The 21,437-nt window shown below is 71.9% G+C and carries 21 protein-coding genes; 6 read left to right on the top strand and 15 right to left on the bottom strand.

Annotated elements, in window-relative coordinates; genetic code table 11:
• Positions 1-23 precede the first annotated feature (23 nt).
• On the top strand, positions 24-509 hold the full coding sequence (locus G495_RS0116435) for a chemotaxis protein CheW (protein ID WP_028588652.1): 486 nt from the start codon (positions 24-26) through the stop codon (positions 507-509).
• A 251-nt stretch (positions 510-760) separates the two neighbouring features.
• Here G495_RS0116435 and G495_RS0116430 read toward each other — a convergent pair whose 3' ends face one another.
• Positions 761-931: a helix-turn-helix domain-containing protein gene (locus G495_RS0116430; RefSeq protein WP_028588651.1), complete on the bottom strand. Its 171-nt coding sequence runs from the start codon at positions 929-931 to the stop codon at positions 761-763.
• 155 nt (positions 932-1,086) lie between these two features.
• On the opposite strand from G495_RS0116430, the gene G495_RS0116425 reads away from it, so the two are divergent.
• Positions 1,087-1,926 carry a mechanosensitive ion channel family protein gene (locus G495_RS0116425; protein WP_028588650.1) on the top strand — a complete coding sequence of 280 codons (840 nt, stop codon included), beginning with the start codon at positions 1,087-1,089 and terminating at the stop codon, positions 1,924-1,926.
• A gap of 89 nt (positions 1,927-2,015) precedes the next feature.
• Here the strand turns inward: G495_RS0116425 and G495_RS0116420 are convergent, their stop codons facing one another.
• The 6 genes from G495_RS0116420 to thrB all read right to left on the bottom strand — a co-directional run bounded on the left by G495_RS0116420 (position 2,016) and on the right by thrB (position 7,365).
• A complete protein-coding gene (locus tag G495_RS0116420; RefSeq protein ID WP_028588649.1) occupies positions 2,016-3,473 on the bottom strand; it encodes a response regulator in 1,458 nt (485 codons plus the stop codon).
• Positions 3,470-4,834 (bottom strand): sensor histidine kinase, encoded by a 1,365-nt coding sequence (locus tag G495_RS0116415; RefSeq protein WP_028588648.1) that lies wholly within the window; start codon positions 4,832-4,834, stop codon positions 3,470-3,472. The genes G495_RS0116420 and G495_RS0116415 overlap by 4 nt, the downstream gene beginning before the upstream one ends.
• A gap of 77 nt (positions 4,835-4,911) precedes the next feature.
• Positions 4,912-5,547, bottom strand: coding sequence for a Crp/Fnr family transcriptional regulator (locus tag G495_RS20715; protein ID WP_051445500.1), 636 nt, complete (start codon positions 5,545-5,547; stop codon positions 4,912-4,914).
• 159 nt (positions 5,548-5,706) lie between these two features.
• The gene (locus G495_RS19915; protein WP_051445499.1) at positions 5,707-6,231 is read right to left on the bottom strand and encodes a hypothetical protein; all 525 of its coding nucleotides are present in this window, start codon (positions 6,229-6,231) and stop codon (positions 5,707-5,709) included.
• Positions 6,232-6,245: 14 nt separating this feature from the next.
• Entirely contained in the window at positions 6,246-6,827 is a 582-nt protein-coding gene (locus G495_RS0116400; protein WP_028588647.1) for a hypothetical protein, read from the bottom strand.
• Between the two features lies 1 nt (position 6,828).
• Complete coding sequence (gene thrB / locus G495_RS0116395; protein WP_035252794.1) at positions 6,829-7,365, bottom strand: homoserine kinase; 537 nt, start codon at positions 7,363-7,365, stop codon at positions 6,829-6,831.
• Between the two features lie 151 nt (positions 7,366-7,516).
• Between thrB and G495_RS0116390 the strand changes: the two genes are divergently transcribed.
• Positions 7,517-8,797, top strand: coding sequence for a type III PLP-dependent enzyme domain-containing protein (locus tag G495_RS0116390; protein WP_245588475.1), 1,281 nt, complete (start codon positions 7,517-7,519; stop codon positions 8,795-8,797).
• Positions 8,798-8,885: 88 nt separating this feature from the next.
• On the opposite strand, the gene G495_RS0116385 is transcribed toward G495_RS0116390, so the two are convergent.
• Genes G495_RS0116385 through G495_RS19910 form a run of 3 tightly spaced genes read right to left on the bottom strand, consistent with a single transcriptional unit; the run spans position 8,886 to position 13,779 of the window.
• A complete protein-coding gene (locus tag G495_RS0116385) occupies positions 8,886-12,044 on the bottom strand; it encodes an efflux RND transporter permease subunit (RefSeq protein WP_028588644.1) in 3,159 nt (1,052 codons plus the stop codon).
• 3 nt (positions 12,045-12,047) lie between these two features.
• On the bottom strand, positions 12,048-13,061 hold the full coding sequence (locus G495_RS0116380) for an efflux RND transporter periplasmic adaptor subunit (protein ID WP_028588643.1): 1,014 nt from the start codon (positions 13,059-13,061) through the stop codon (positions 12,048-12,050).
• A 10-nt stretch (positions 13,062-13,071) separates the two neighbouring features.
• Positions 13,072-13,779 carry a TetR/AcrR family transcriptional regulator gene (locus G495_RS19910; RefSeq protein WP_084458418.1) on the bottom strand — a complete coding sequence of 236 codons (708 nt, stop codon included), beginning with the start codon at positions 13,777-13,779 and terminating at the stop codon, positions 13,072-13,074.
• 296 nt (positions 13,780-14,075) lie between these two features.
• Here G495_RS19910 and G495_RS0116370 point away from each other — a divergent pair, with 296 nt between their 5' ends.
• The 3 genes from G495_RS0116370 to G495_RS0116360 all read left to right on the top strand — a co-directional run bounded on the left by G495_RS0116370 (position 14,076) and on the right by G495_RS0116360 (position 17,653).
• Positions 14,076-14,726, top strand: coding sequence for a Crp/Fnr family transcriptional regulator (locus G495_RS0116370; RefSeq protein WP_028588642.1), 651 nt, complete (start codon positions 14,076-14,078; stop codon positions 14,724-14,726).
• A gap of 204 nt (positions 14,727-14,930) precedes the next feature.
• Entirely contained in the window at positions 14,931-16,820 is a 1,890-nt protein-coding gene (gene cooS, locus G495_RS0116365) for an anaerobic carbon-monoxide dehydrogenase catalytic subunit (RefSeq protein WP_028588641.1), read from the top strand.
• 56 nt (positions 16,821-16,876) lie between these two features.
• Positions 16,877-17,653, top strand: a complete 777-nt coding sequence (locus G495_RS0116360; RefSeq protein WP_028588640.1) for an ATP-binding protein — start codon at positions 16,877-16,879, stop codon at positions 17,651-17,653.
• Positions 17,654-17,806: 153 nt separating this feature from the next.
• On the opposite strand, the gene G495_RS0116355 is transcribed toward G495_RS0116360, so the two are convergent.
• The 5 genes from G495_RS0116355 to G495_RS0116335 form a co-directional block, all read right to left on the bottom strand.
• Positions 17,807-19,030: an ABC transporter permease gene (locus G495_RS0116355; protein WP_028588639.1), complete on the bottom strand. Its 1,224-nt coding sequence runs from the start codon at positions 19,028-19,030 to the stop codon at positions 17,807-17,809.
• 77 nt (positions 19,031-19,107) lie between these two features.
• Positions 19,108-19,998: a DMT family transporter gene (locus G495_RS0116350; protein WP_028588638.1), complete on the bottom strand. Its 891-nt coding sequence runs from the start codon at positions 19,996-19,998 to the stop codon at positions 19,108-19,110.
• 84 nt (positions 19,999-20,082) lie between these two features.
• Entirely contained in the window at positions 20,083-20,265 is a 183-nt protein-coding gene (locus tag G495_RS0116345; protein ID WP_028588637.1) for a hypothetical protein, read from the bottom strand.
• A gap of 308 nt (positions 20,266-20,573) precedes the next feature.
• A complete protein-coding gene (locus G495_RS0116340) occupies positions 20,574-20,957 on the bottom strand; it encodes a hypothetical protein (RefSeq protein WP_028588636.1) in 384 nt (127 codons plus the stop codon).
• 18 nt (positions 20,958-20,975) lie between these two features.
• A complete protein-coding gene (locus tag G495_RS0116335) occupies positions 20,976-21,158 on the bottom strand; it encodes a hypothetical protein (RefSeq protein ID WP_028588635.1) in 183 nt (60 codons plus the stop codon).
• Between the last annotated feature and the right edge of the window lie 279 nt (positions 21,159-21,437).

Raw genomic sequence — 21,437 nt, 5'->3', positions numbered from 1 at the left:
CAACGCGAAATACGGGGGAGACCATGAGCAGGCCGACCCAGTTCGGCGACGGCGTGAGCGATCAGCTCCAGCTTGTCACCTTTTCCATCGGCGGCGAGGAATTCGGCGTGGAGATCCTGAAGGTCCAGGAGATCGTGCGCTCCATGGAGATGACCCGCGTGCCCAGCGCGCCGGACTTCGTGGAGGGCGTGGTCAACCTGCGCGGCAGGGTCATCCCCATCATCGACATGCGCAAGCGCTTCGGCCTGGAGCGCAAGGACCACGACAGCCGCACGCGGATCATCGTCATCGACATGAACGGCGTGGTCACCGGGTTCGTGGTGGACAGCGTGTCCGAGGTGCTGCGCCTGCCGCGCAACACCATCGAGCCGCCGCCGCCCGTGGTGGCGGGCATCGAGTCCGACTACATCAGCGGCGTGGGCAAGCTGGAGGACCGCCTGCTCATCCTGCTGGACATGGACAGCCTGCTTTCCACCAAGGAACAGCGCCTGCTGGGGCAGGCGGTCTAGGCGGGCGCCCGGCGACCGCCCGCGTCCCGCGCCCCGTGCAGGGCGCCCGCCGGGTGGCCCGGGCACCAGACAGGGCAAGGCCCGCACCCCAATGCATGGGGTGCGGGCCTTGGCGTTTTCGGGCTCGGGGCGTCAAGCCCCTCCCGGGGCCGTGGTGCGGGCTGGCATCGGGTGGGCGCCCAGCCTCCGCCCGGGGTCCGGCGTCGGCCCCTGGGCGGGCGCCACGCGCCGCTGCTGCCGTCGCGTCGCGCCTAGGCCGGGGCGTAGAAGCAGCGCTTGGGCGAGTTGATCTTTCCGGCCTTTTTCAGGGCGTCGATGGCCTTGGACACGTCCTTGGCATCCGCGCCCAGGGCCTTGGCGATGTCGCCGGGGCGCAGGGGCTTGCCCGCCTCTTCCAGAACTTTCAGTACCTGATCCTGCATGGGTTGCTCCTTTGGTGTGCTTTCTTATCAGGAATAATTCCTGACTAGGGCGGGCTTGTCAAGTCGTTCCATCGGAAAACGGGATTGCCCGGGCGGCGCGGCGGGTGTAGTCTGCCATGGGCTGGACAGCCCCAAACCAGACAGGAGGACATGGCATGGATGATCTCGCGCAAGGGGTGGCGGAACTCGGCCGCTACCAGGAAATGGCCCTGACCTGGATCGCGGCCTACGGCGCCCAGCTCGTGCTGGCTGTGCTCATCATCCTTATCGGCCTGTGGGTCGGGCGGCGGGTGCGCTCCCTGGCGCGGGCCGCCCTGGCTCACCGCAAGGTGGACCCGCTGCTGGTGGAGTTCCTGGGCAACCTGGTCTACTGGGCCATCGCCGTGGCCGTGCTGCTGGCGGCCATCAGCCGCATCGGCGTGGACACCACCTCGTTCCTGGCCGTGGTCGGCTCCCTGGGCCTGGCCATCGGCCTGGCCATGAAGGACAACCTCTCCAACGTTTCCTCGGGGGTCATGCTCATCCTGCTGCGGCCCTTCACCCTGGGCGACTACATCGAGGTGGCCGGGGTCCAGGGCACGGTGAAGTCCATCAGCCTGACGGCCACCGTGCTGGCCACCGCCGACAACCAGCGCATCCTGGTGCCCAACGCCAAGGTCACCGGCGAGATCATCCGCAACGCCACGGCCAACGACACCCGGCGCATCGACCTCATCGTGAGCATCGGCTACGGCGACGACATGGCCCGGGCCAAGGCCGTGGTGGCCGAGGTCCTGGCGCGCGAGCCCCGCGTGCTCACCGACCCGGCCCCGCAGATCGCCGTGGCCGAGCTGGCCGATTCCAGCGTGAATCTCGTGGTCCGGCCCTGGGTGCGCACGGCGGACTACTGGGGCACGCGCTTCGACCTGACCGAGGCGATCAAGGCCGCCCTGGACGAAGCGGGCATTTCCATCCCCTTCCCCCAGCGCGAGGTGCACGTCATCACCCGCAACTGAGGCGCCCGGCGGTCCGGGCCCGTGCGCCGCGCGGCCCCCGTCCCCTTTGCGGGGGCGGGGGCCGCGTGCTCTCCGGCGCCCGGCCCGGGCTAGGGGGCTTGGCGCTGCGCGTCGGCCAGGGGCAGGGACACCGTGACCGTCAGGCCCCTGGGGCGCGGGGTAAGGGCCAGGTGGCCGCCCAGGCTTTTCACGTTGCGGTGGGCCAGGGCCGGGCCCAGGGTGGCCCCGCCCTCCTCGAAGGGCATCAGCAGGCGCTCGCCCGAGGCGGCGGCCTCGGCGGCTTCGGCCAGGGCGGGGTCGTCGAGGTCCAGGTCCAGCCGGGCGTGCCCGGCCAGGGCGCGGGTGGAAACGGTCAGCGCGGCCTGGGCGCCCATGCCCTCGGCCAGGCGCGAGAGGACGGCGGCCAGGGTCTCGGTGAGCAGGTCGGGGTCGGTGTGCACGTCGGGCAGGGCGGGGTCCAGGCGCAGGCGCAGGGCCAGCCTGCGGCGCGCCAGGGCCGGGGAGAGGCGGTCCAGGCAGAAGGTCAACAGGGCCGTCAGGCTGGCGCGCTGCATGCGCACCGGCACCGGGGCCGCGTAGGCCGTGATGCGTTCCAGCAGGTGTTCCAGGCGCAGGGCCTGCTCCAGGATGATGCCCGCCTCCTTGAGGTCGGGGTGCGCCTCGGCCAGGCGGCGGGCGAAGCCGCCCAGGGAGGTCAGCGGATTGCGGATTTCGTGGGCCAGCTCCGCCGTCACGGCTCCCAGGGTGTTCAGCTTCTCGCGCTGCACGAGCATTTTTTCCAGGAAGACCGACTCGGTGAGGTCGGCGATGACCCCGGCCACGGCGCCGGGTGCGTCGGCCCCGCGCTCCAGGCCCCGGGCGCGCAGGTGCAGGGTGTAGCCCTGGCGGTGGGTGAAGCGGAAGTCCGTGTGCAGGGCCCCCGCCGGTCCGGCGCGCGCGGCCTCCAGGGCCTGGGCCAGGGCCGCCCGGTCGTCGGGGTGGGTGTGGGCCAGCAGCCAGCCGGGCTCGGCCAGGGCCTGCTGCGGGCTGTAGCCGGTGATGGCCTGGCAGGTGCCGTTGATGAATTCCAGGTCCGCGCCCGGGCCCAGGGTGAAGACGATGACCGGCACGCTTTGCAGCAGGGTCCGGTGGCGCTCCTGGACGCGGCGGACCTCCTCGCGCAGGGCCCGGCGCTCCAGGCAGTTGCGGATGGTCTGTTCCAGCACGTCGAAGTTCAGGACGGGCTTGGTCACGTAGTCCCAGGCTCCGGCCTTGAAGGCGCCGATGGCGTCGGTGATGGCCGCGTTGGCCGAAACAACGACCACCGGGGTCCGGGGCGATTCGGCGGCCATGGCCCGCAGCACCTCCATGCCCGGGAGCCCGGGCAGGCCCATGTCCAGCAGCACCAGGTCCGGCGCGTGGGCCCGGAAGGCCGCCAGGCCTGCGGGGCCGTCTGCGGCCTCCACGACCCGGTAGCCGCTGTCTTCGAGCCAGGTGACGATGGAGGCGCGCACCTGGGGGTCGTCCTCCACGGACAACAGCAGCGGCGCGGCGGGCCCGGCGGTCATGGCGGGGCCTCCTCCGGGGCCCGGGCCGGCAGCAGGACGTGGAAGACGTTGCCCCCGGGCACGGCCTCGTACAGGGCGCGGCCCCCGTGCAGCTCCACGATCTGGCGCACGAAGAACAGGCCGTGGCCCGTGCCGTCGGCCAGATTGTCCCCGGCGCGGAAGCCCGCCTCGAAGAGCCGGGCGCCGTCCGCAGGGGCCAGGGGCGTGCCGGTGGTGAAGATGCTGAAGTCCACGGCGTCGCGCCCGCGCCCCAGGCGGCCCGGGGCGTGGCTGGCGGAGCAGACCAGGGCCTTGGGCCCGCCGTCCGGCGGCGGGGCCGTGTATTTCAGGGCGTTGGAGAACAGGTTGGAGAAGACCTGGGCGATGAGCCCCACGTCCACGGACAGGGTCAGGCCCGGGTCGTCGGCGCAGTCGGGGCAGGGCGTCACGGCGATGCCCCGCTCCTGGAAGCGCGGCAGGAACTGGTGCAGCTGCGGGGCGATGATCTGGGTCGGCACGTGGCAGGCCCGGCGCTCCAGCACGTAGTGGCCCTTCTCGAAATGGCTCTGGCGCAGCAGGGTTTCCAGGTACAGGCTGGTCTGCTCGTAGTGGCGCGAGATCTCGTCGTACTGCTCGCGCAGGGCTTCGTGCAGGGCCAGGATCTCGCGGCGCGACTCCGACGAGGGCGCGGCGTGGCGCCCGGGCACCTCGCCCAGCTGGTCGATGGTCCGCTTCAGGCGGTTGAAGAACAGCTTGAAGTACATGTTGGGCACGATGACGTTGTGCCCGATGTCCTTGGCCAGGTTGCGGATGAAGCGCAGGTGGCGGCGGTTGGCGCCCTGCACGATGCGGTTGTGCATCTGGAAGCCGATGCGGTTGGCGTACTTCTCCCAGAACAGGCCGTCGCCCCCGGCCAGGCGTGCGGCGGGGAACAGCTCCAGGCAGCCGATGACGCCCCCGGGCGGGTCGAAGGGCAGCTGCTGCACGTGCTCCGCATTGGCCCGGATGGGCAGGTAGAGGTGGCCGTCGCCCTCGGCGGGCTGGGCCGGGGCCCCGCGCAGCCCGGCCAGGGCCCGCCGGGGGGCAACGGCCCCCGGCCCGCTGGCCTGGGCGCAGCGCAGGGAGAGGTCGCGCGTGACCAGGTACAGGGCGCTGCCCAGCCCGAACAGCTCGTGCGGGACCAGGACGCACACGGCGTGGAAGTCCTCCTCGGCGTCGAACTCCTGGACCAGGTCGAAGAAGATGTTCAGCGCGCCGCTCTGGGCCTCGCTGAAATCGTAGCGGGCGTAGGCGCCCGCCTTGTCGCGGATGCGCCGGGCGATGGCCTGGGCCCCCGAGGCCACGGGGTCCTGGGCGCAGTCGTTTTTCGGGGTGCGGGTCATGCAGGCTCACCGCTCCATGCTTGCTGGTTCCGCGCGGGACGCGGGCGGGGGCAAGGCGGGGCCCCGCGCCCGCGCGCCTACTCCTGGGCGGCCTTGCGCCGCTCGGCGGCGATGGCCGGGAGGTCTTCCGTCTGTTTGACCAGGATCATCCGCTCGTGCTGCTCGTTGACCTCGAAGGCCAGCAGGCCGTCCTCGGCCAGGGTGCCCAGCACGGCCTCGATGTGCTCCTTGCCGACGTTGAAGGCCGCAGCCAGGGACGACAGGGTGTCCAGGTAGTTCAGGGCCGTCACGCCGTGCCCGGCCATGAGCGCCAGGGTGTGGCAGACGCCGAAGAACAGGTTGGGCACGCGCAGGGCCTTGGCCGTGGCGGTCTTGAGGCGGTGCACCAGCACCGTGACCAGGGTGCCGATCATCGGCGGCGACTGGCGCACGAACTCCTCGAAATCGTGGCGCTTGATCTCCACGACCTTGGCGTCCTCCAGGGCCACGGCGGTGGCGGTGCGCTTTTCGTCGCCGAGCAGGATGGCCATTTCGCCGAACATGGAGATGGGCGAGAGGATGGCGAAGACCTTCTTCTTGCCGTCGATCATCTTGGAGATTTCCACCCGGCCTTCCTTGAGCAGGTAGGCGGTGTCCCCCTTGGAACCTTCTCCGAATATCACGGAATATTTGAGAAAGTTCCTGACCAGGAAGGTCGTCTTCTTCTGGGCCATGCCTGCCTCCCTTGGCGGGGCCGCGCGGCGGGCGCGCGGGCCGGGCCTGGTATACTCGGGAATGTAGCCCTTTTCCGGCGGGGCGACAACAGGGTCGCGCGGCTTGGGCGGGGCGGCGCGGGCGGCGTTGGGCGGTGGGGCGGGCGGGGCGGGTGGCGTTCAGAAACGCGTGATGGCGCCCTCGCTGGCGAAGAAGACCTCCGCAGGGGAGAACTGGCGGGCGGGCTTGTCCTCTTCGGGGCCCTCGGGCACGAGCTTCATGCGGTAGCCGAAGGTGATGTACAGCTCGCCTGCGGGGGGCAGGGCGTCGGGGTGCAGGGTGAAGGCGAAGGGCAGGCCCACGCCCGGGGCCAGGGGCCCGGGGTCGGCCACGCGCAGGTCCTGGGCCAGGACGGCGCCGCTCGCGTCGCACAGGTAGGCCGCCAGCCACAGGTCCTCGATCCAGCGGGCCGTGGGCGGCAGGGCCGCAGTTTCGGGCCGGGCGGTGCCGCGCACGGCGAACTGGTTGCCCTGGGCCTTGATGCGGTAGTCGAAGCGCCAGAACTGCATGGTCAGGGAGAGGTCGGTGTCCGTGGCCCAGGCGTTGCGGTTCAGGTGCTTCACGCTGGTCTGCGCGCAGGCCGCGAGCAGCAGGGCGGCGGCGAGGGCGGCCAGCAGGGCCGGGGCGTGCTTGGGGCGGTGCATGAAGCGGTCCTGGGTTAGGGGGTCAACCTTGGTGGACCTTGCACCATCATCTCGGCCAGCGTCAAGTTCACCCGGGGCAGGCTGCGCAGGCGGGCGCCCAGCAGGTCCATTTCGATGCGCGCCAGGTCGCGGTACAGGGGCGTGCGGTCCAGGGGCGCGGCGGTGCTGCCCGCCGGGAAGCGGTGGCAGCCGGGGTAGGCCTGGGGCTGCCCGTCGCGCCCGGCCAGCAGGTGCGGCACCCCGTGCAGGCGGCAGATCATCAGCCGGTGCGCGTACATGCCGCACAGCCCGTCGTCGTTGACCGGGCACATCACGGCGGGGCGCTCGCCGCGCGCCAGGGCCTCGTGCGTTTCGCGCACGCAGGCCCGGGCGCGGTCCATGTACTGCTCGCGCCGGGGGGCGGGCAGGGCGTCCAGGCCCTTGAAGAAATACAGCCATTCCGCATAAGTGTGGTGCTGGAAATGGCTCGTGCAGCAGTTCTGTGCGCAGCCCGCGCAGGTGAAGCCCGTGCCCTGGGCTGCGGCTTCGTAGTCCTGGGCCATGCGCGTGTACAGGGCTTCCAGGCGGCGCAGAATGGCGGTGCGGGTACTTTTCATGTCAGGGCTCCCGGCGGGCCAGCCAGTCGGCGATGGCCCCGGCGCAGTCGTCCGGGGCCAGGGCGCCGGAGTCCACCGTGAGGTCGGCGGCGGCCTCGTAGAGCGCCCGGCGTTCGTTGTAGAGGTCGGCGATGGTCTGGCCCGGGGCGATGGCCAGGCCCCGGCCCTGGCCCGCGCCCACGCGCCGGGCCACCACGTCCAGGGCGGCGTGCAGGTGGACCACCGGGCCCAGCGCGCGCAGCCGGGCCACCGCCGCCGGGCCGTAGACCACGCTGCCGCCCGTGGAGATCACGCAGCGCTTGAGCCGCAGGCCGGAGACGATGCGCTCCTCGGTGCGGATGAAGGCCTCGCGGCCCAGGCCGTCGAACACGTCCTGCAGCGGGCGGCCCAGGTCGGCCTCGATGACGTGGTCCGTGTCCAGGTGCGCCCAGCCCAGGCGCAGCGCCAGGGCGCGGCCCACGGTGGACTTGCCCGCTCCGGCCATGCCGATGAGGGTCACGCAGGGAAGGTCGGTGCTTTGTGTCGTCAGGTCGGCCATGCTTCGTCCCGGTTGGGCGGGCGCCAGCGCCCGCCCCGGCGTTGTACGCTTTTGGCCCGCCCGGGTAAAGCCGCTTTCGCGCCGCGCGCCTGCCGGGCGGACCGTCCGGGGCGGGGTTCCCAGGCCCGGGCCCCTGGGCTATGCTCGGGGCATGCACACGCGCATCACCCCCCCCGAGGCGGCGGCCATGCTGGCCCTGGCGCTGCAAGGCGGCCACGTCGGCCCCGAGGACACCGCCCTGGTCATCCACGACCTGGACCGCCTGGACGCCCGCGCCCGCGAGGCCGTGGCGGCCTTCCCGCCCGGTACCCTGCACGCCGTGGCCGTCAAGGCCAACCCCCTGCCGCCGCTCTTGCGCCGCCTGGCGGGGCTGGACCCGGCCCTGGGCGCCGAGGTGGCCTCGCTGCCCGAGCTGGAGCTGGCCCTGGAGGCCGGGCTGCCCCCCGGGCGTATCGTCTTCGACTCGCCCGCCAAGACCGTGGCCGAGATCCGCCACGCCCTGGCCCTGGGCGTGCACCTCAACGCGGACAACTTCCAGGAGCTGGAGCGCATCGACGCCGCCGTGGCCGAGGCGGGAGCGCCGCGCGGCACCGTGGGCCTGCGCGTCAACCCCCAGGTGGGCGCCGGGGCCATCGCCGCCACCTCCGTGGCCGGGGCCTTCTCCAAGTTCGGCCTGCCCCTGGACCAGTGCCGCGGGCAGATCGTGGCCGCCTTCGCCGCCCGGCCCTGGCTCACCGGGCTGCACTGCCACGTGGGCTCCCAGGGCTGCACCCTGGAGCAGCTCGTGGCTGCCGCCCGGGCCATGGTCGCCCTGGCCGGGGCCGTGCGCGCCGCCGGGGGCCGGGTGCAGGCCATGGACATCGGCGGCGGCCTGCCCGCCACCTGCCGCGACGACGACCCCAAACCGACCCTGGCCGACTACGCCGCGGCCCTGCGCCGGGGCTGCCCCGGGCTCTTCGCGGGGCCGCACCGCCTGGTTACGGAATTCGGGCGCGCCATCCACGCCGGGGCGGCCTTCGCCGCCGCGCGGGTGGAGTACGTCAAGGAGTACGGGGGGGTGCGCTGCGTCGTGACCCACCTGGGCGCGGACATGTTCCTGCGGCCCTGCTACAACCCCGCCGACTGGCACCACGACGTGGCCGCCGCCACCCCGGACGGCGTCCTCAAGCCCGGCCCGGCCACGGCCCAGGCCATCGCCGGGCCGCTGTGCTTCCAGGGCGACTTTCCCTCGCGCCGGGCCGCCGCAGCCGCCCTGGAGCCCGGCGACTGGGCGCTGCTGCTCGACGCGGGCGCCTACACCATGGCCATGTGGTCGCGCTACAACTCCCGGCCCATGCCCGCCGTGCTCGGCCTTTCCCGGGGCCGCCTGGAGGTGCTCCGGCCCCGCGAGTCCGTGGCCGACGTGCTGCGCTTTTGGCGCGGCCAGGGCTGAGAGCCCCTGCCCCCCATCCAGACAAAGGCCCCCGGGCGGCGCGCGCCGCCCGGGGGCCTTTGTCTGGATGCGCGCGCCTCGGGCGCCGCTAGCGCCGCCCGGCCCGCTCCCTGCGCCGGGCGCGCCATTCCTGGAGCTGGGTCAAGAGGTCCCATTCCACGGGCACGATGAACAGGGTCAGGAAGGTGGCCGTGGCCAGGCCGGTGACGAAGGTCGAGGCCATGGTGCCCCAGACCAGCGAGTAGCTGGGGATGCCCAGGGCCATGGGCAGCAGGCCCAGGGTGGTGGTCAGGGTGGTCAGCAGGATGGGCCGCAGGCGGACGCGGATGCCCTCCTCGATGGCCTCGCGGCGCGAGCGGCCCGCGCGGTAGGCGCGGTTGATGAAGTCGATGAGCACCAGCGAGTCGTTGACCACCACGCCGGTGACGCCGACCACGGCGATGAAGCTGTTGATGGTGAACAGCGACTGGGTCAGCAGCTTGCCGAAGATGACTCCGGTCAGGGCGAAGACCACGGCGGAGAGGATGATCAGCGGCTGGAGGTACGAGCGGAACTGCGTGGCCAGGATCAGGTAGATGAGCAGCATGGCGATGGCGAAGGCGTAGGTCAGCGAGGTGTAGGAGCGCCGGGTGTCCTCGAACTCGCCGCCGAAGTCCAGGGTCGCGCCGGGAAACTCGGTGCGCCGCGCGTCGTACAGCGCGGTGACCGCGTTGACCACCCCGGCGGCGGACAGGGGCGCCCCGGGGCGGATATTGGCGGTGATGGTCCGGGTGCGCTGGAGCTTGTAGCGCTTGAGCTCGCGCGGTTCGGACCCGGCCTGGGGCGAAACGATGTCGCCCAGGCGCACGGGCCCGGCGGGGTGCTCCAGCACGGGCACGGCCAGGGCGTCCTCGGGGCGGGCCAGGGCGGCGGGGTCCAGGCGCAGCTTGAGGTCCACCTCCTCGTCGTGCAGGCGGAACTTGCCCGCATAGCGTCCGTCGAGCACCGAGGCGGCCATGAGCGCGGCCTGGCTGGCGTCCACGCCGTGCTCGCTGGCCCGGGCGTGGTCCACGGCCAGGCGGTAGACGCGGACGTGGCGGCCCTGGCCGTCGTCGATCTGGTCCAGGTGCGGGCCGAGCTGCGGCCCGCGCAGGGCCTCGGTCACGGCCCCGGCCAGGGCGGCGATGGAGGCCTCGTTGGTGCCGACCACGCGTACGGTCACGTCCTTGCCCGAGGGCGGGCCGTCCTTTTCCGGGCGCACGGTGATGGTGAAGCCGTCCTTCTGGAAGCCCTGGGCGAGCATGGCCTTGACGCGCTCCAGGTGGGCCACGGGGTCGGCGAAGGTGCGCGCCTCCTTGCCGGGCAGGGTGACCATCACCGTGCCCAGGTTGGCGCCGTAGACCTGCTCGTAGTCCTCGGTGACGGTGAACCCGGCGTATCCGGCGGCGGAGCGGGCCATGCCCGGGCCCTCGGCCATGAGCGCCGCGCTGATCTCCTTGACCTTGGCCGAGGTGGTTTCGATGCTCGTGGTGCCCGGGCCCTCGATGAAGGCGTAGTAGAGGCTGTAGTCGTCGGGGAAAAACTGGATGGGGATGAGCGGCACCGCGCCCGACACCGACAGCACGAACACGGTCATGGCCGTGACGAAGGCGGCCAGCACGGCCCCCAGGCTGGCCACGCGCCAGCGCATGGTCACGCGGACCAGGCGGCCCGTGGCCCGGCGCAGGACGCGCAGCAGGGCGGTGTCGTCGTCCTGCGCGCCGGGCCCGGCGCTGGCTTCGGGGCGCGGCCTGGGCCCCCAGTCCTTGTAGTGCAGGGGCAGGATGAAGATGCACTCGAACAGCGAGGCCGCCAGGGCGAAGCTCACGGCCTTGGGGATGAGCGCGAAAAACTCGCCCGTGGAGCCGCTCATGATGAGCATGGGCAGGAACGCGGCCAGGGTGGTGGCCGTGGCCGAGACCACGGGGATCATGACCTCGCTGGTGCCGTCCACGATGGCCTCGCGCAGGGGGCGGCCCTCCTGGATGTGGCGGTAGATGTTCTCCGTGACCACGATGGCGTCGTCCACGATGATGCCCGAGACGAGCACGAAGGAGAACAGGGTGATCTCGTTGAGCGAGTTGCCCGTGAGATACATGAGGATCATGGTCGTCAGGAACGAGAAGGGGATGCCCACGGTGGTCAGGGCCGCGTTGCGCAGGCCCATGAAATGCCAGATGATGGCCGCCACCAGGACGATGCCCAGGGCCATGTTCCAGCCCAGGGTGCTCATGGAGTCGGCGATGTAGGTGGTGGAGTCCTGGGTGGCCACGGCCAGCACGCCCTCGCGCTCCAGGGCGGGGCGGAAGTCGCCCAGCACGGCCTGGACCTGGGCCATGATGTCCAGGGCGTTGCCGGCCTCGGTCTTCTTGATCTTGAGGGTCACGGCGTCCTGGCCGTTGACCGAGGAGATGACGCGCGGGTCGCGGTAGTCCAGGCGCGCGTCGGACACCAGGTCGCCCACGGTCACCACCGAGCCGTCCTTGTCGCGGCGCACCACCGTGGCCGTGACCTGGTCGCGGGTGCGGAAGCGCTCGTCCACGCGCACGACGAACTCGCCGGACTCGTTGGTGTAGTCCCCGGCGGCCAGGGAGAGGTTGGCGCCTTCCAGGGCCCGGGCCACCTGGTCGAAGGCCACGCCCAGGGCGGCCATGCGCGCGGGGTCCAGCAGGACGTGGAACTCGCGCTGGTACTCGCCCTCGATCTCCACCTCCTGCACCCCGGGGATGCGCGCCAGGGGCACCTTCATCTCCTCGGCCATGAGCGTCAGGGCGCGGTTGGTGCGCGGGCCCACGAGGTTCACGGCCACCACGGGCAGCCAGTCCGAGGTCTTGATGAGCGTGAAGGCGGGCGGGTCGGCGTCGTCTGGCAGCTCGCCGATCCTGGACAGCACGCGGAAGCGCAGCTCGTCGTACAGGGCCTGGTAGTCCGTGTCGTCGTTGAACTTGACCACCAGCACGGCCACCTGCTGCGAGGACGAGGACTGGATGAACTCCACCTCCTCCAGGTCCTCCAGGGCGTCCTCGATCTTGCGCGTGACCAGGGCCTCCACGTCCTGGGCTCCGGCCCCGGGCCAGAAGCAGGACACGATGACCTTGCCGAAATCTATCTGCGGGTAGCGCTCCACGGGCACGCGCATGACCGAGAAGGCCCCGGCCACGATGAGCAGCACGAAGAGGAGGTTGAACAGGACCGTCTGGGCCAGGGTGAAGCGGACCACCGGGCGCACGGGCTACTCCCTGCCCGCCAGGGCGAAGCGCTGCCCCGGGGCGATCTCGGGCGAGGCCACGCGCAGCAGGTCGCCCCCCGGCCCGCCGTGGTTGCCCAGCAGCACCACCTGGACCTCGGTGCCGTCGTCGCGGCGCACCCAGTGCTGCTCGTAGCGCTCGGTGACGGCGGCGCGCGGCAGCAGCACGCCCCCGGAGGGGTCGGGCACTTCCAGGGCCAGCACCGCGCGCAGCCCGCCGCGCGCCCCGGGCAGGCCGGTGACGGCCAGGTCCACGACGGTCTTGCGCGTTTCGGGGTCGAAGCCGGGGTAGACGCGGTGCACCGTGGCCGGAACCTCGCGGCCCAGGTCGGGCAGGGCCAGGGTCAGGGTGCCCCCGGCGCCTTGCAGGGCCGTGAGCTGCTCGGGGGCCAGGGCGAAGGGTACCAGCAGGGTGTCGAAATCCCCGGCCTGGCCCAGGGTCTGGCCCTGGGTGACCCACTGCCCGGGCTCGACCTCGCGGGTCATGACCAGCCAGCCCGCCGGGGCCGTGACCCGGGTGCGCGCCAGGCGCTCGGCCAGCACGTCGTGGGCGACTTCCAGGGCGGCCAGGTCGTGGCGGCTCTGGCTCAGGGCCTGCTCCAGCTCGTCCAGCCGGGCCTGGGCTGCGCTGCCCTGGTCCACCAGCCGCCGGTAGCGCGCGGCCTCGGTGTCGTCGTAGGCGATGCGCGCGCGCAGCCGGTCCTGCTGCACGGCGTTGTCGCGCAGCTCCAGCTGGATGAAGGTCGGGTCCACCAGGGCGAAGACCCCGCCCTGGCCCACGGGCTGGCCCACGTCGGCGAGCACCCGCAGCACCTTGCCCGCGGCCTCGGCCACCAGCGGCACTACGGCCCGGGCGCGGGTGAAGCCCGACAGCTGGATGCGGCTGGTGGCGGGCAGGGCCGTGGCCAGCTCCTGGGCCGGGGCGGGGCGGGGGCAGGCTGCGGCCAGGGCCACGGCCAGCAGGGCCGCCAGAAGGCGGAGGGGGGGCGTCGCGCGCATGGGGCGTCCTTCAGGAGTGGGGGTTGGGGGGCTGGGGCTGGCCCAGGCGGGCCAGGCCGCCCAGGGTGAACTCGGCGGCCAGCCCGGCCAGGGCGTCGAGCTGGTCGGACACGGGCAGGGAATCGGGCGCCAGGCGGGCGATGATCGGGCCGATGTTGCAGAAGTGCAGCACCTGGGCCACCACGGCGCCCGTGGCGTAGCGCACCAGCTGCGGCGCCGCGTCCGGGCCCAGCAGCTCGGCCACGATCTCCGCAAGGCGCTGGGAGTCGGGCTGGATGTACTTGTCGATGATGTCGCCCAGGGCCGGGGAGGGGTGGGCCATCTCCATGATGAAGATGGAGGCCAGGTCCCCGCACTGGCTGCGGTCGTCCACGCAGTCGTAGACCTCGTGGAAGAAGTTGTGGATGAACTCGCGCAGGCGTTCGGCGGGCGGGGCGCCCGCCATGTCGGGGCGCAGGCCCGCCCTGGCCTCGCGCGGGGTGCGGAAGATATGCTCCAGCACCCGGGCGTAGAGCTGCTCCTTGCCGCCGAAATGGTAGTTCACGGCGGCCACGTTGGCCCCGGCGCGCTGGCAGATGCCGCGCACCGTGGCCCCCTGGTAGCCGTGGCGGGCGAACTCGGCAATGGCGGCGTCGAACAGCCGCTCCGGAGTGGCTCGGCGCGCGGCAGCCCCGGGGGGGGCGTCGGGAGAAGAGGGAGTGGAATCAGTAGGTTCCATGCCAGGTCGCCCCTGCAAAACATAAATTGAAACAACGTTTAGTGGCTGTGTTTAAAAAGAGTGTTTCGTGCTGTCAAGTGACAGTACAGTGACGTGCCTCGAGAGGCTTGATGATTCTTGCGCTTCTGGCGGCCCTTCCTTGAGGCACCCCCTGGCAGGGAGCCCGGGCGGTGCCCCGGCAGCACGCCAAAAGGTGCCGTGGCGTGGACAGCCCCCCCCGGGCTTTGCTAGCGTGGTCGGGCGTATCCCCCGAAAGTCCCTTCCACCAGCCGTTTGCGCCGAGGTGCCCCGTGGGCATGAAGTTCCTGGACCATGATCTGCTCGATTCCCTGGAGCGTCCCGAGTTCGCGGAGCTGCGCAAGGTGTTGCGGCGGCGGGCGTACGCCCCGGGGGCGCTGATCTTCGGCCCCTGCGAGGCGGAAAACCTTGTCTTCGTGGTGGCCTCGGGTCGGGTGCGGGTCTACCTGTCCTATGAGGAGAAGGAGTTCACTCTGGCGGTGCTGGGCCGGGGCGACATCTACAGCAACCATTCGGGCACGTTCATCGAGGCCCTGGACGAGGCGGAACTGCTGGTAACCGACGTGCGCACGGTGCGCGCGCGGATGCTGGGCATCCCCGAGGTGACACTGACCATGATCCGCGTGCTGGGCAACCTGTTGCGCAACACGTTTTCCATCATCGACGGGCTGGTGTTCCACGACGCGGGCAGGCGCCTGGCTGCGTTTCTGGCAGGCGAGGCGCGCAAGTCGGGTGTTGCCGAGGGCGGGGGCGTGCTGCTGCATCTGGATCTGCCCGTGGAGCAGCTCGCCTGCCTGGTGGGCGCCACGCGCCAGACCGTCTCGGCCCTGCTGGGCGACATGGCCCGCCAGGGGCTGCTGGAAAAGCGCGCCCGGGGCCTGTATTTCATCCCCGACCTGGACGCCCTGGAGCGTACAGCCAGCGCCTGAACCCTGCCCGCCCGGCCCTGCGCCGGGCCCCGGTCACACGAAAATCCGCATCTGGTGCCGCGTTTTGTCGGTTGGCCGACAAACACGCGCGGTCAAGCCTGCTATCCCTAGCGCGAGACCAGGAGACTCCGGCGCACCGGGGGGTGGCGCCGGCCCCTTGCGCGGCCCTGGGCCGCGCGCACCGCAAACCAGGGAGATGTGGGTATGACCAAGCAACCGAGACCGGTCGAGGAACTGTCCATCTGGGCCGACGCCCAGGCCATGCTGACCAAGGCCCGCAAGGATGGCGTGCAGACCGCGTGGGACCGCCTGGAGGCCCAGACCCCGCACTGCACCTTCTGTGACCAGGGCCTGACGTGCAAGAACTGCGTCATGGGCCCCTGCCGCATCAGCACCAAGGAAGGCAGCAAACGCAAACGCGGCGTGTGCGGCGCCGACGCCGACGTGGTCGTGGCGCGCAACTTCGGGCGCTTCGTGGCCGGGGGCAGCGCCGGGCATTCCGACCATGGCCGCGACCTCATCGAGGTGCTCGAAGCCATTGTCGAGGGCCACACCGATGCCTACCGCATCACCGACGAGGCCAAGCTGCGCCGCCTGGCCGCCGAGGTGGGCATCGCCGTGGATGGCCGCCCGGAGATGGATGTGGCCCGCGACTTCGTGGACGCCTGCTACGCCGACTTCGGCAGCCGTCGCAAGGCCATCATGTTCACCGCGCGCGTGCCCGAGAAGCGCCGCGCCCTGTGGGCGGGCCTGGGCATCACCCCGCGCGGGGTGGACCGCGAGATTGCCGAGATGATGCACCGCACGCACATGGGCTGCGACAACGACGCGCCCAACACCCTGCTGCACGCCGCGCGCACGGCCCTGTCCGACGGCTGGGGCGGCTCCATGATCGGCACGGAGCTGTCCGACGTGATCTTCGGCACGCCCACCCCGCGTTTTTCGCGCGTGAACCTTGGCGTGCTGCGCAAGGACCAGGTGAACATCCTGGTCCACGGCCATAACCCCGTGGTCTCCGAGATGGTCCTGGCCGCCGCGCGCGAGCCGGAAATGATCGCCCGGGCCAAGGCCCTGGGCGCCACGGGCATCAACGTCGCCGGGCTGTGCTGCACGGGCAACGAACTGCTGGCGCGCCAGGGCGTGCCCATGGCCGGCAACCACCTGATGACCGAGCTGGCCATCGTCACCGGCGCGGTGGAGGCCGTGGTGGTGGACTACCAGTGCATCATGCCCAGCATGGTCCAGGCCGCCGGATGCTACCACACCCGCTTCATCGACACGGCGGCCAAGGCCCGCTTCACCGGGGCCATCCACTTCGACATCCACCCGCACAACGCCCTGGAGCAGGCCCGCCAGATCGTGGGCATCGCCGTGGACGCCTTTGCCGAGCGCGACCCGCACCGCGTGGACATTCCCGGCCAGCCCGTGGACATCATGACCGGCTTTTGCAACGAAAGCGTGCTCGCCGCCCTGGGCGGCAGCCTGGACCCGCTGCTGGAGCAGGTCAAATCCGGCAATATCCGGGGCTTCGCGGCCATCGTCGGCTGCAACAACCCCAAGTTCCAGCAGGATAGCTGCAACGTCGGCCTGGCCCGTGAGCTGATCAAGCGCGACATCATGGTCCTGGTCACGGGCTGCGTGACCACCGCCGTGGGCAAGGCCGGGCTGCTGATGCCCGAGGCTGCGGCCCAGGCTGGGCCGGGGCTGGAGGCCGTGTGCAAGGCCCTGGGCGTGCCGCCGGTGCTGCACTTCGGGAGCTGCGTGGACAACTCGCGCATCATCCACCTGTGCGCGCTCATCGCCAACACCCTGGGCGTGGACATCGCCGACCTGCCCGTGGCCGCCTCGGCCCCCGAGTGGTACTCCGAGAAGGCCGCCGCCATCGGCATGTACGCCGTGGCCAGCGGCATCAGCACCCACCTGGGCCTGCCGCCGCACATCACCGGCTCCAAGACCGTCACCGACCTGGCGCTCAACGGCCTGGAGGGCATCGTCGGCGCCACCTTCATGGTCGAGCCCGACCCCGTGAAGGCCGCCGGGCTCATCGACGCGCGCATTGCCGCCAAACGCAAGGCCCTGGGCCTGCCCCGCTAACCCCCGCGCGGGCCGCCGGGGCGCGAACCTGGCGGCCCGCCTTCCCGGAGGCCGTGATGAAGATTGCATTCGCGGGCAAGGGCGGCGTGGGCAAGACCACCCTGTGCGCCTGGACCGCCGACTTTCTCGCCCGCCAGGGCCGCAGCGTGTGGATGGTGGACGCGGACACCGCCCTGTCCCTGGGCCAGGCCAGTGGCGTGGCCTCCCGGGCCCTGCCCGAGCCCCTGGTGGCCCGCGAGGACCTGATCCGCCAGCGCATCGGCGCGGGCGGCATGATTGCGCTGTCCCCCGCCGTGGACGACCTGCCCGAGCTGCTGGGCGTGGACGTGCCCGGGCCGGGGCCGGGCCGCAGGCGGCTGCTGGTCATGGGCACCGTGGCCGGAGCGGGTGGCGGCTGCGCCTGCGAGGCCAACGCCCTGCTCAAGTCCCTGCTGGCCCACCTCGTGCTGGAGCGCGACGACTGGGTGCTGGTGGATCTCGAAGCCGGGGTGGAGCACCTGGGCCGGGGCACCGTGGCCCATGTGGACGGGCTGGTGGTGGTCAGCGAGGCCTCGCACCGGGGCCTGGAAACCGCCGCGCGCATCGCCGCCATGGGCGCGGACCTGGGCCTGGGCAACCAGGTTCTGGCCCTGAACCGCGACCCTGGCGGGCCCTTGCCGCCCTTGCCCGGGCTGCCGCCGCGCGTCCTGCGTCTGCCGCCCCTGCCCGGCCTGGCCGCGCGCCAGCTCAACGACTCCTGTGTGCTGGGCCTGCCTGAGGCCGGGACCGTGGACGCCCTGGTGGCCGGGCTGCTGGAGACCCTGGAACAGGGCCGGGGCGGCGCGGGCGACTGAGGCCGCATGGCCTGCGGTGCCGGGGCGCGCTCGGGCTGCGCTCCGGGGATACGGCGGGGCGTCTTTACCCGGCACGGCCCCCGGGCGGTGGAATGCCGCCCGGGGGTCGTGCCATGCTGGGGCCAGGGGGAACCGTTGCCCCCTCGGAAGGGGTCAGCCCCGGCTGCGCAGGATGTCCAGGATTTCGTATTGCGCGGCCTGCCAGGCGGGGTAGGCCCCGGCGGCCAGGCCCAGGGCCACGGAGCCCAGGGGCACGGCAATGAGCAGCAGCGGATCGAAGACGGCAGGGAAGGGCCCCAGGGCGTAGAGCACGCCCAGCAGGGCCAGGGCCGTGAGCACGCCCAGGGCCCCGCCTACCCCCGACAGCAGGCCCGACTCGAACAGGAACTGGGCCACGATGTCGCCGCGCCGGGCGCCCACGGCGCGGCGCACGCCGATTTCCAGGCGCCGGGTGCGCACCAGCAGGATCATGATGGACAAGATGCCCAGCCCGCCCACGGCGAAGGACACCGACGAGCTGATCAGCCCCAGCACGGCCACCAGGTCCAGGGCCTGCTGCTGGAGTTCGATGGTGTCGCGCGCGGTGAGCAGGGTGAAATCGTCGCGCTGGCCGGGCTGGATGCCGTGGCGCTGGCGCAGGATGCCCGCGGCGGCCTCGCGGGCCTGCTCGGGGTCGGCCCCGGGGGCCAGCTCCAGGTAGACCCCGGTGATGAAGTCGGTGTTGGACATGCGGCGCATGGAGGTGGACAGGGGCACGAAGACCTGCTCGTCCTGGTCGGTGCCCACGATGTCCGCGCCCTTGGGCAGGCACACGCCCACCACCCGCAGCCGGGCGCGGTAGAAGTACACCTCGCGGCCCACGGCGGCGTCGGGCCCGCCGAAAAGGCGCTGGGCGATGTTTGCACCCAGCACGCAGACCATGGCCCGGTCGTGGAGCTCCTGCTCGGAGAAGAAGCGGCCCTGGGCCAGCTCCAGGCTGCGCACGCGCAGGTATTCGGGGGTGGAGCCCACCAGGGTGGCGGGGATCTTGAGGCCGCCCGAGCGCACCTGCATGGGCATCTGGACGAAGGGCGCGCCGGTGACGGCGGCGGGCAGGCCCTGGATCACGGCGTAGGCGTCGGCGACCTTGAAGGAGCGCACGTCGCCGCCGCTGCCGCCGCCGCCCGAGCGGCGGAACTGGATGTTGCCCGCCCGGGCCATGAACAGGTTGGGGCCGAGCTTCTCGATGTCCACCTCGGCCTTGCGGACCATGGCCTGGGACACGTGCTGCACCCCGGTCAGCGCCAGGGCGCCGAGAAAGACGCCGAGCATGGCCAGCACGGTGCGCAGCTTGTGGGTGGACAGGGAGGCCAGGGCGATTCTCAGGCCGAAGTGCATGGCGTCTCCATGCCCCAAGGCTTACGGCAAAACCGGGCGCAGGGGAAGGCGGGGGGCGCCGGGGCTGCGGCGGTCCGCTAGGCCCTGCGGGCGGGCCACAGCTGGGTCAGCAGCATGCCCGCGAGCATCAGCGCGCAGCCCAGGACCGTGCGCAGGCCCATGATTTCGCCCAGCACGGCCCAGCCGCACAGGGCGGCGAACACGGCCTCCAGGCTGAGGATGACCGCGGCGTGGGTCGGCGGGGCGTCCTTCTGGGCCACCACCTGCAGGGTGTAGGCCACGCCCACGGGCATGATGCCGCCGTAGACGATGGGGAACCACCCGGCGGAGAGCGCGGCCCAGGTGATCTCCTCGGTGAGCAGGGCGGCGGCGAAGTGGATGGCCGAGCAGACGGCGAACTGGCCGAAGGCCAGGCGCACGCAGTCCACCCGGGGCGAGAGCCAGCCCAGCACGTGCACGTGCACGGCCCAGAACACGGCGCAGACCATGACCCACAGGTCGCCCGGGGCCAGGGTGAAGCCCTCGGTGACGCTCAGGTAGTACAGCCCGGCGGCGGCCAGGGCGGCGCCCAGGACCCCGCCCGTGCCCGGGCGCTGGCCCACGACCATGCCGAAGAACGGCACCAGCACCACGTACAGCCCGGTGATGAATCCGGCCTTGCCCGCCGTGGTCTGCACCAGGCCGATCTGCTGCAGGGCCACGCCGAAGAAGAGCACCACTCCGGCGATGAGGGCGCCGCGCCGGGCCAGGGCGCGCCCGGCGGGCGTGGGCGCCGGGGCCGAGGCGCCGCGCCGGGTCAGGAACCAGATCAGCGGCACGAGCGACAGGGCGCCGATGGCGAAGCGCACGGCGTTGTAGGTCATGGGCCCGACGTAGTCCATGCCCGAGCGCTGGGCCACGAAGCCCGAGCCCCAGACCGCCGCCGTGATGAGCAGGAAGATATTGGCTTTGATGACGCGGCTTTGCATAAGCGCCAGGGAGTACTCCAAAGCCCCCGCGCTGGCAACGGGAAAATGGACCCGCAGGGGGGCGGCGCAGGCCGGGCGGGCGGGTCAGTCCACCACGGCCATGCCGCTGGGGAACAGGCGCACGGAGAACAGGGCGCTGCACCCGGGGCAGACCTCGCCCACGGAGGTGCCCGGGGCGATGCGCACGTCCTGCGGGGCCTTGCACACCGGGCAGTTGACCCGCAGGACGGTCTCGTCCGCCGGGTCGTCGATGAACAGGATGGTCATGGGGCGCCTCCTCGGTTCCGGTTGCGGATGGCGGGAGGATACGCGGGGCGCGTTTCCGGCCCGGGGCGGGGCGGTGACGGCGGGGTGAAATCGCGGGCGGGGGCGGAGAAATGGCGCCCGGGGTGGCCCGGGTACGCTTTTTTGCGTGCGGGCGCATTCGGCTGCGCCCGGGTCTGTCCGGGTCGTTTGGGGCGTGGCCAGCCGGATGGGCGCGGGCCGGGGCGCGGGCCGCGCGGCGGCGGGCGCCGGAGGGCGAGGCTGCGAACGGCCCCGGCGGGTGCGCGGGCGGCGGGCCCGGCGGGCCGGGGTCAGCCGCCCAGGGCGGCGTCGGAATGCATGTCCATGCCGCAGCGCCTGCGCTGGGCCTCCAGGTCGATGTCCCACAGGGCCTGGGTGAACATCATCAGCCAGTCGTAGGGCAGGGTCATGCTGCGTTCGCCGTTGTCCATGACGCACATGTCGCCCTGGCGGTGGACGAGGTAGGCGCTTTTACGCTTCACGTCCCCGTCGGTGGACACCAGGGCGAAGGCCTGGTGACCGTCCTCGGTGGAGTAGAGCTCCTGTTTGGTGAGCACCCCCGTGTCCTCCTCGAAGAAGGAGGTCTGGGCGTAGAGGGCGCCCTTGAAGGTGATGGTGCCGCCCTGGCCGTTGTCCAGGGTGATGGTCGTGAACGGCATGGTGCTCGCGCGCATACCCCCTCCTTCTCGCCTTCAGGTCGGCAGCTTGAGCTGCACGGGGCCCGTGTCCTTGGCGTGTTTGTCGTATTCCTTCTCGACCAGGGCGACGAAGAGTTCGGTCATGGTCTGGTCGTGCAGGGCGGCCAGCAGGCGGACCTTGCGGTGCACGTCCTGGGGGATGCGCAGGGTGAGCTGCTTCTTGTCGTCGTCGGCCATGGTCCCTTGCCCCTGCCCGGCGCGGGCTGGGCTCCCGGCGCGGGCTGCGCGGGGGCGCGGCGTGGCAGGAAGCCGCGCGCGGGCCGCACCCCGTGCATTCCCGGTGCTGATAGCACACTTGGCATCATAATGTAAATAGACGGCCAAGCTGTCTGCGCTGTCTTGGCTGGATTGCGGTCTTGCCAGGAAAGACGGCCCCTGCGGGCGGAGCAGGGCCAAACCGAGGCGGCGGGCGCGGGCGCCCCAGCCTGCGGCGGAAGCGCGAAATGCGGCGCGGGG

The sequence above is a fragment of the Desulfocurvus vexinensis DSM 17965 genome, assembly GCF_000519125.1.
GTDB classification, from domain to species: Bacteria; Desulfobacterota; Desulfovibrionia; order Desulfovibrionales; family Desulfovibrionaceae; genus Desulfocurvus; species Desulfocurvus vexinensis.
This window is presented reverse-complemented; position numbering and strand designations above follow the sequence as displayed.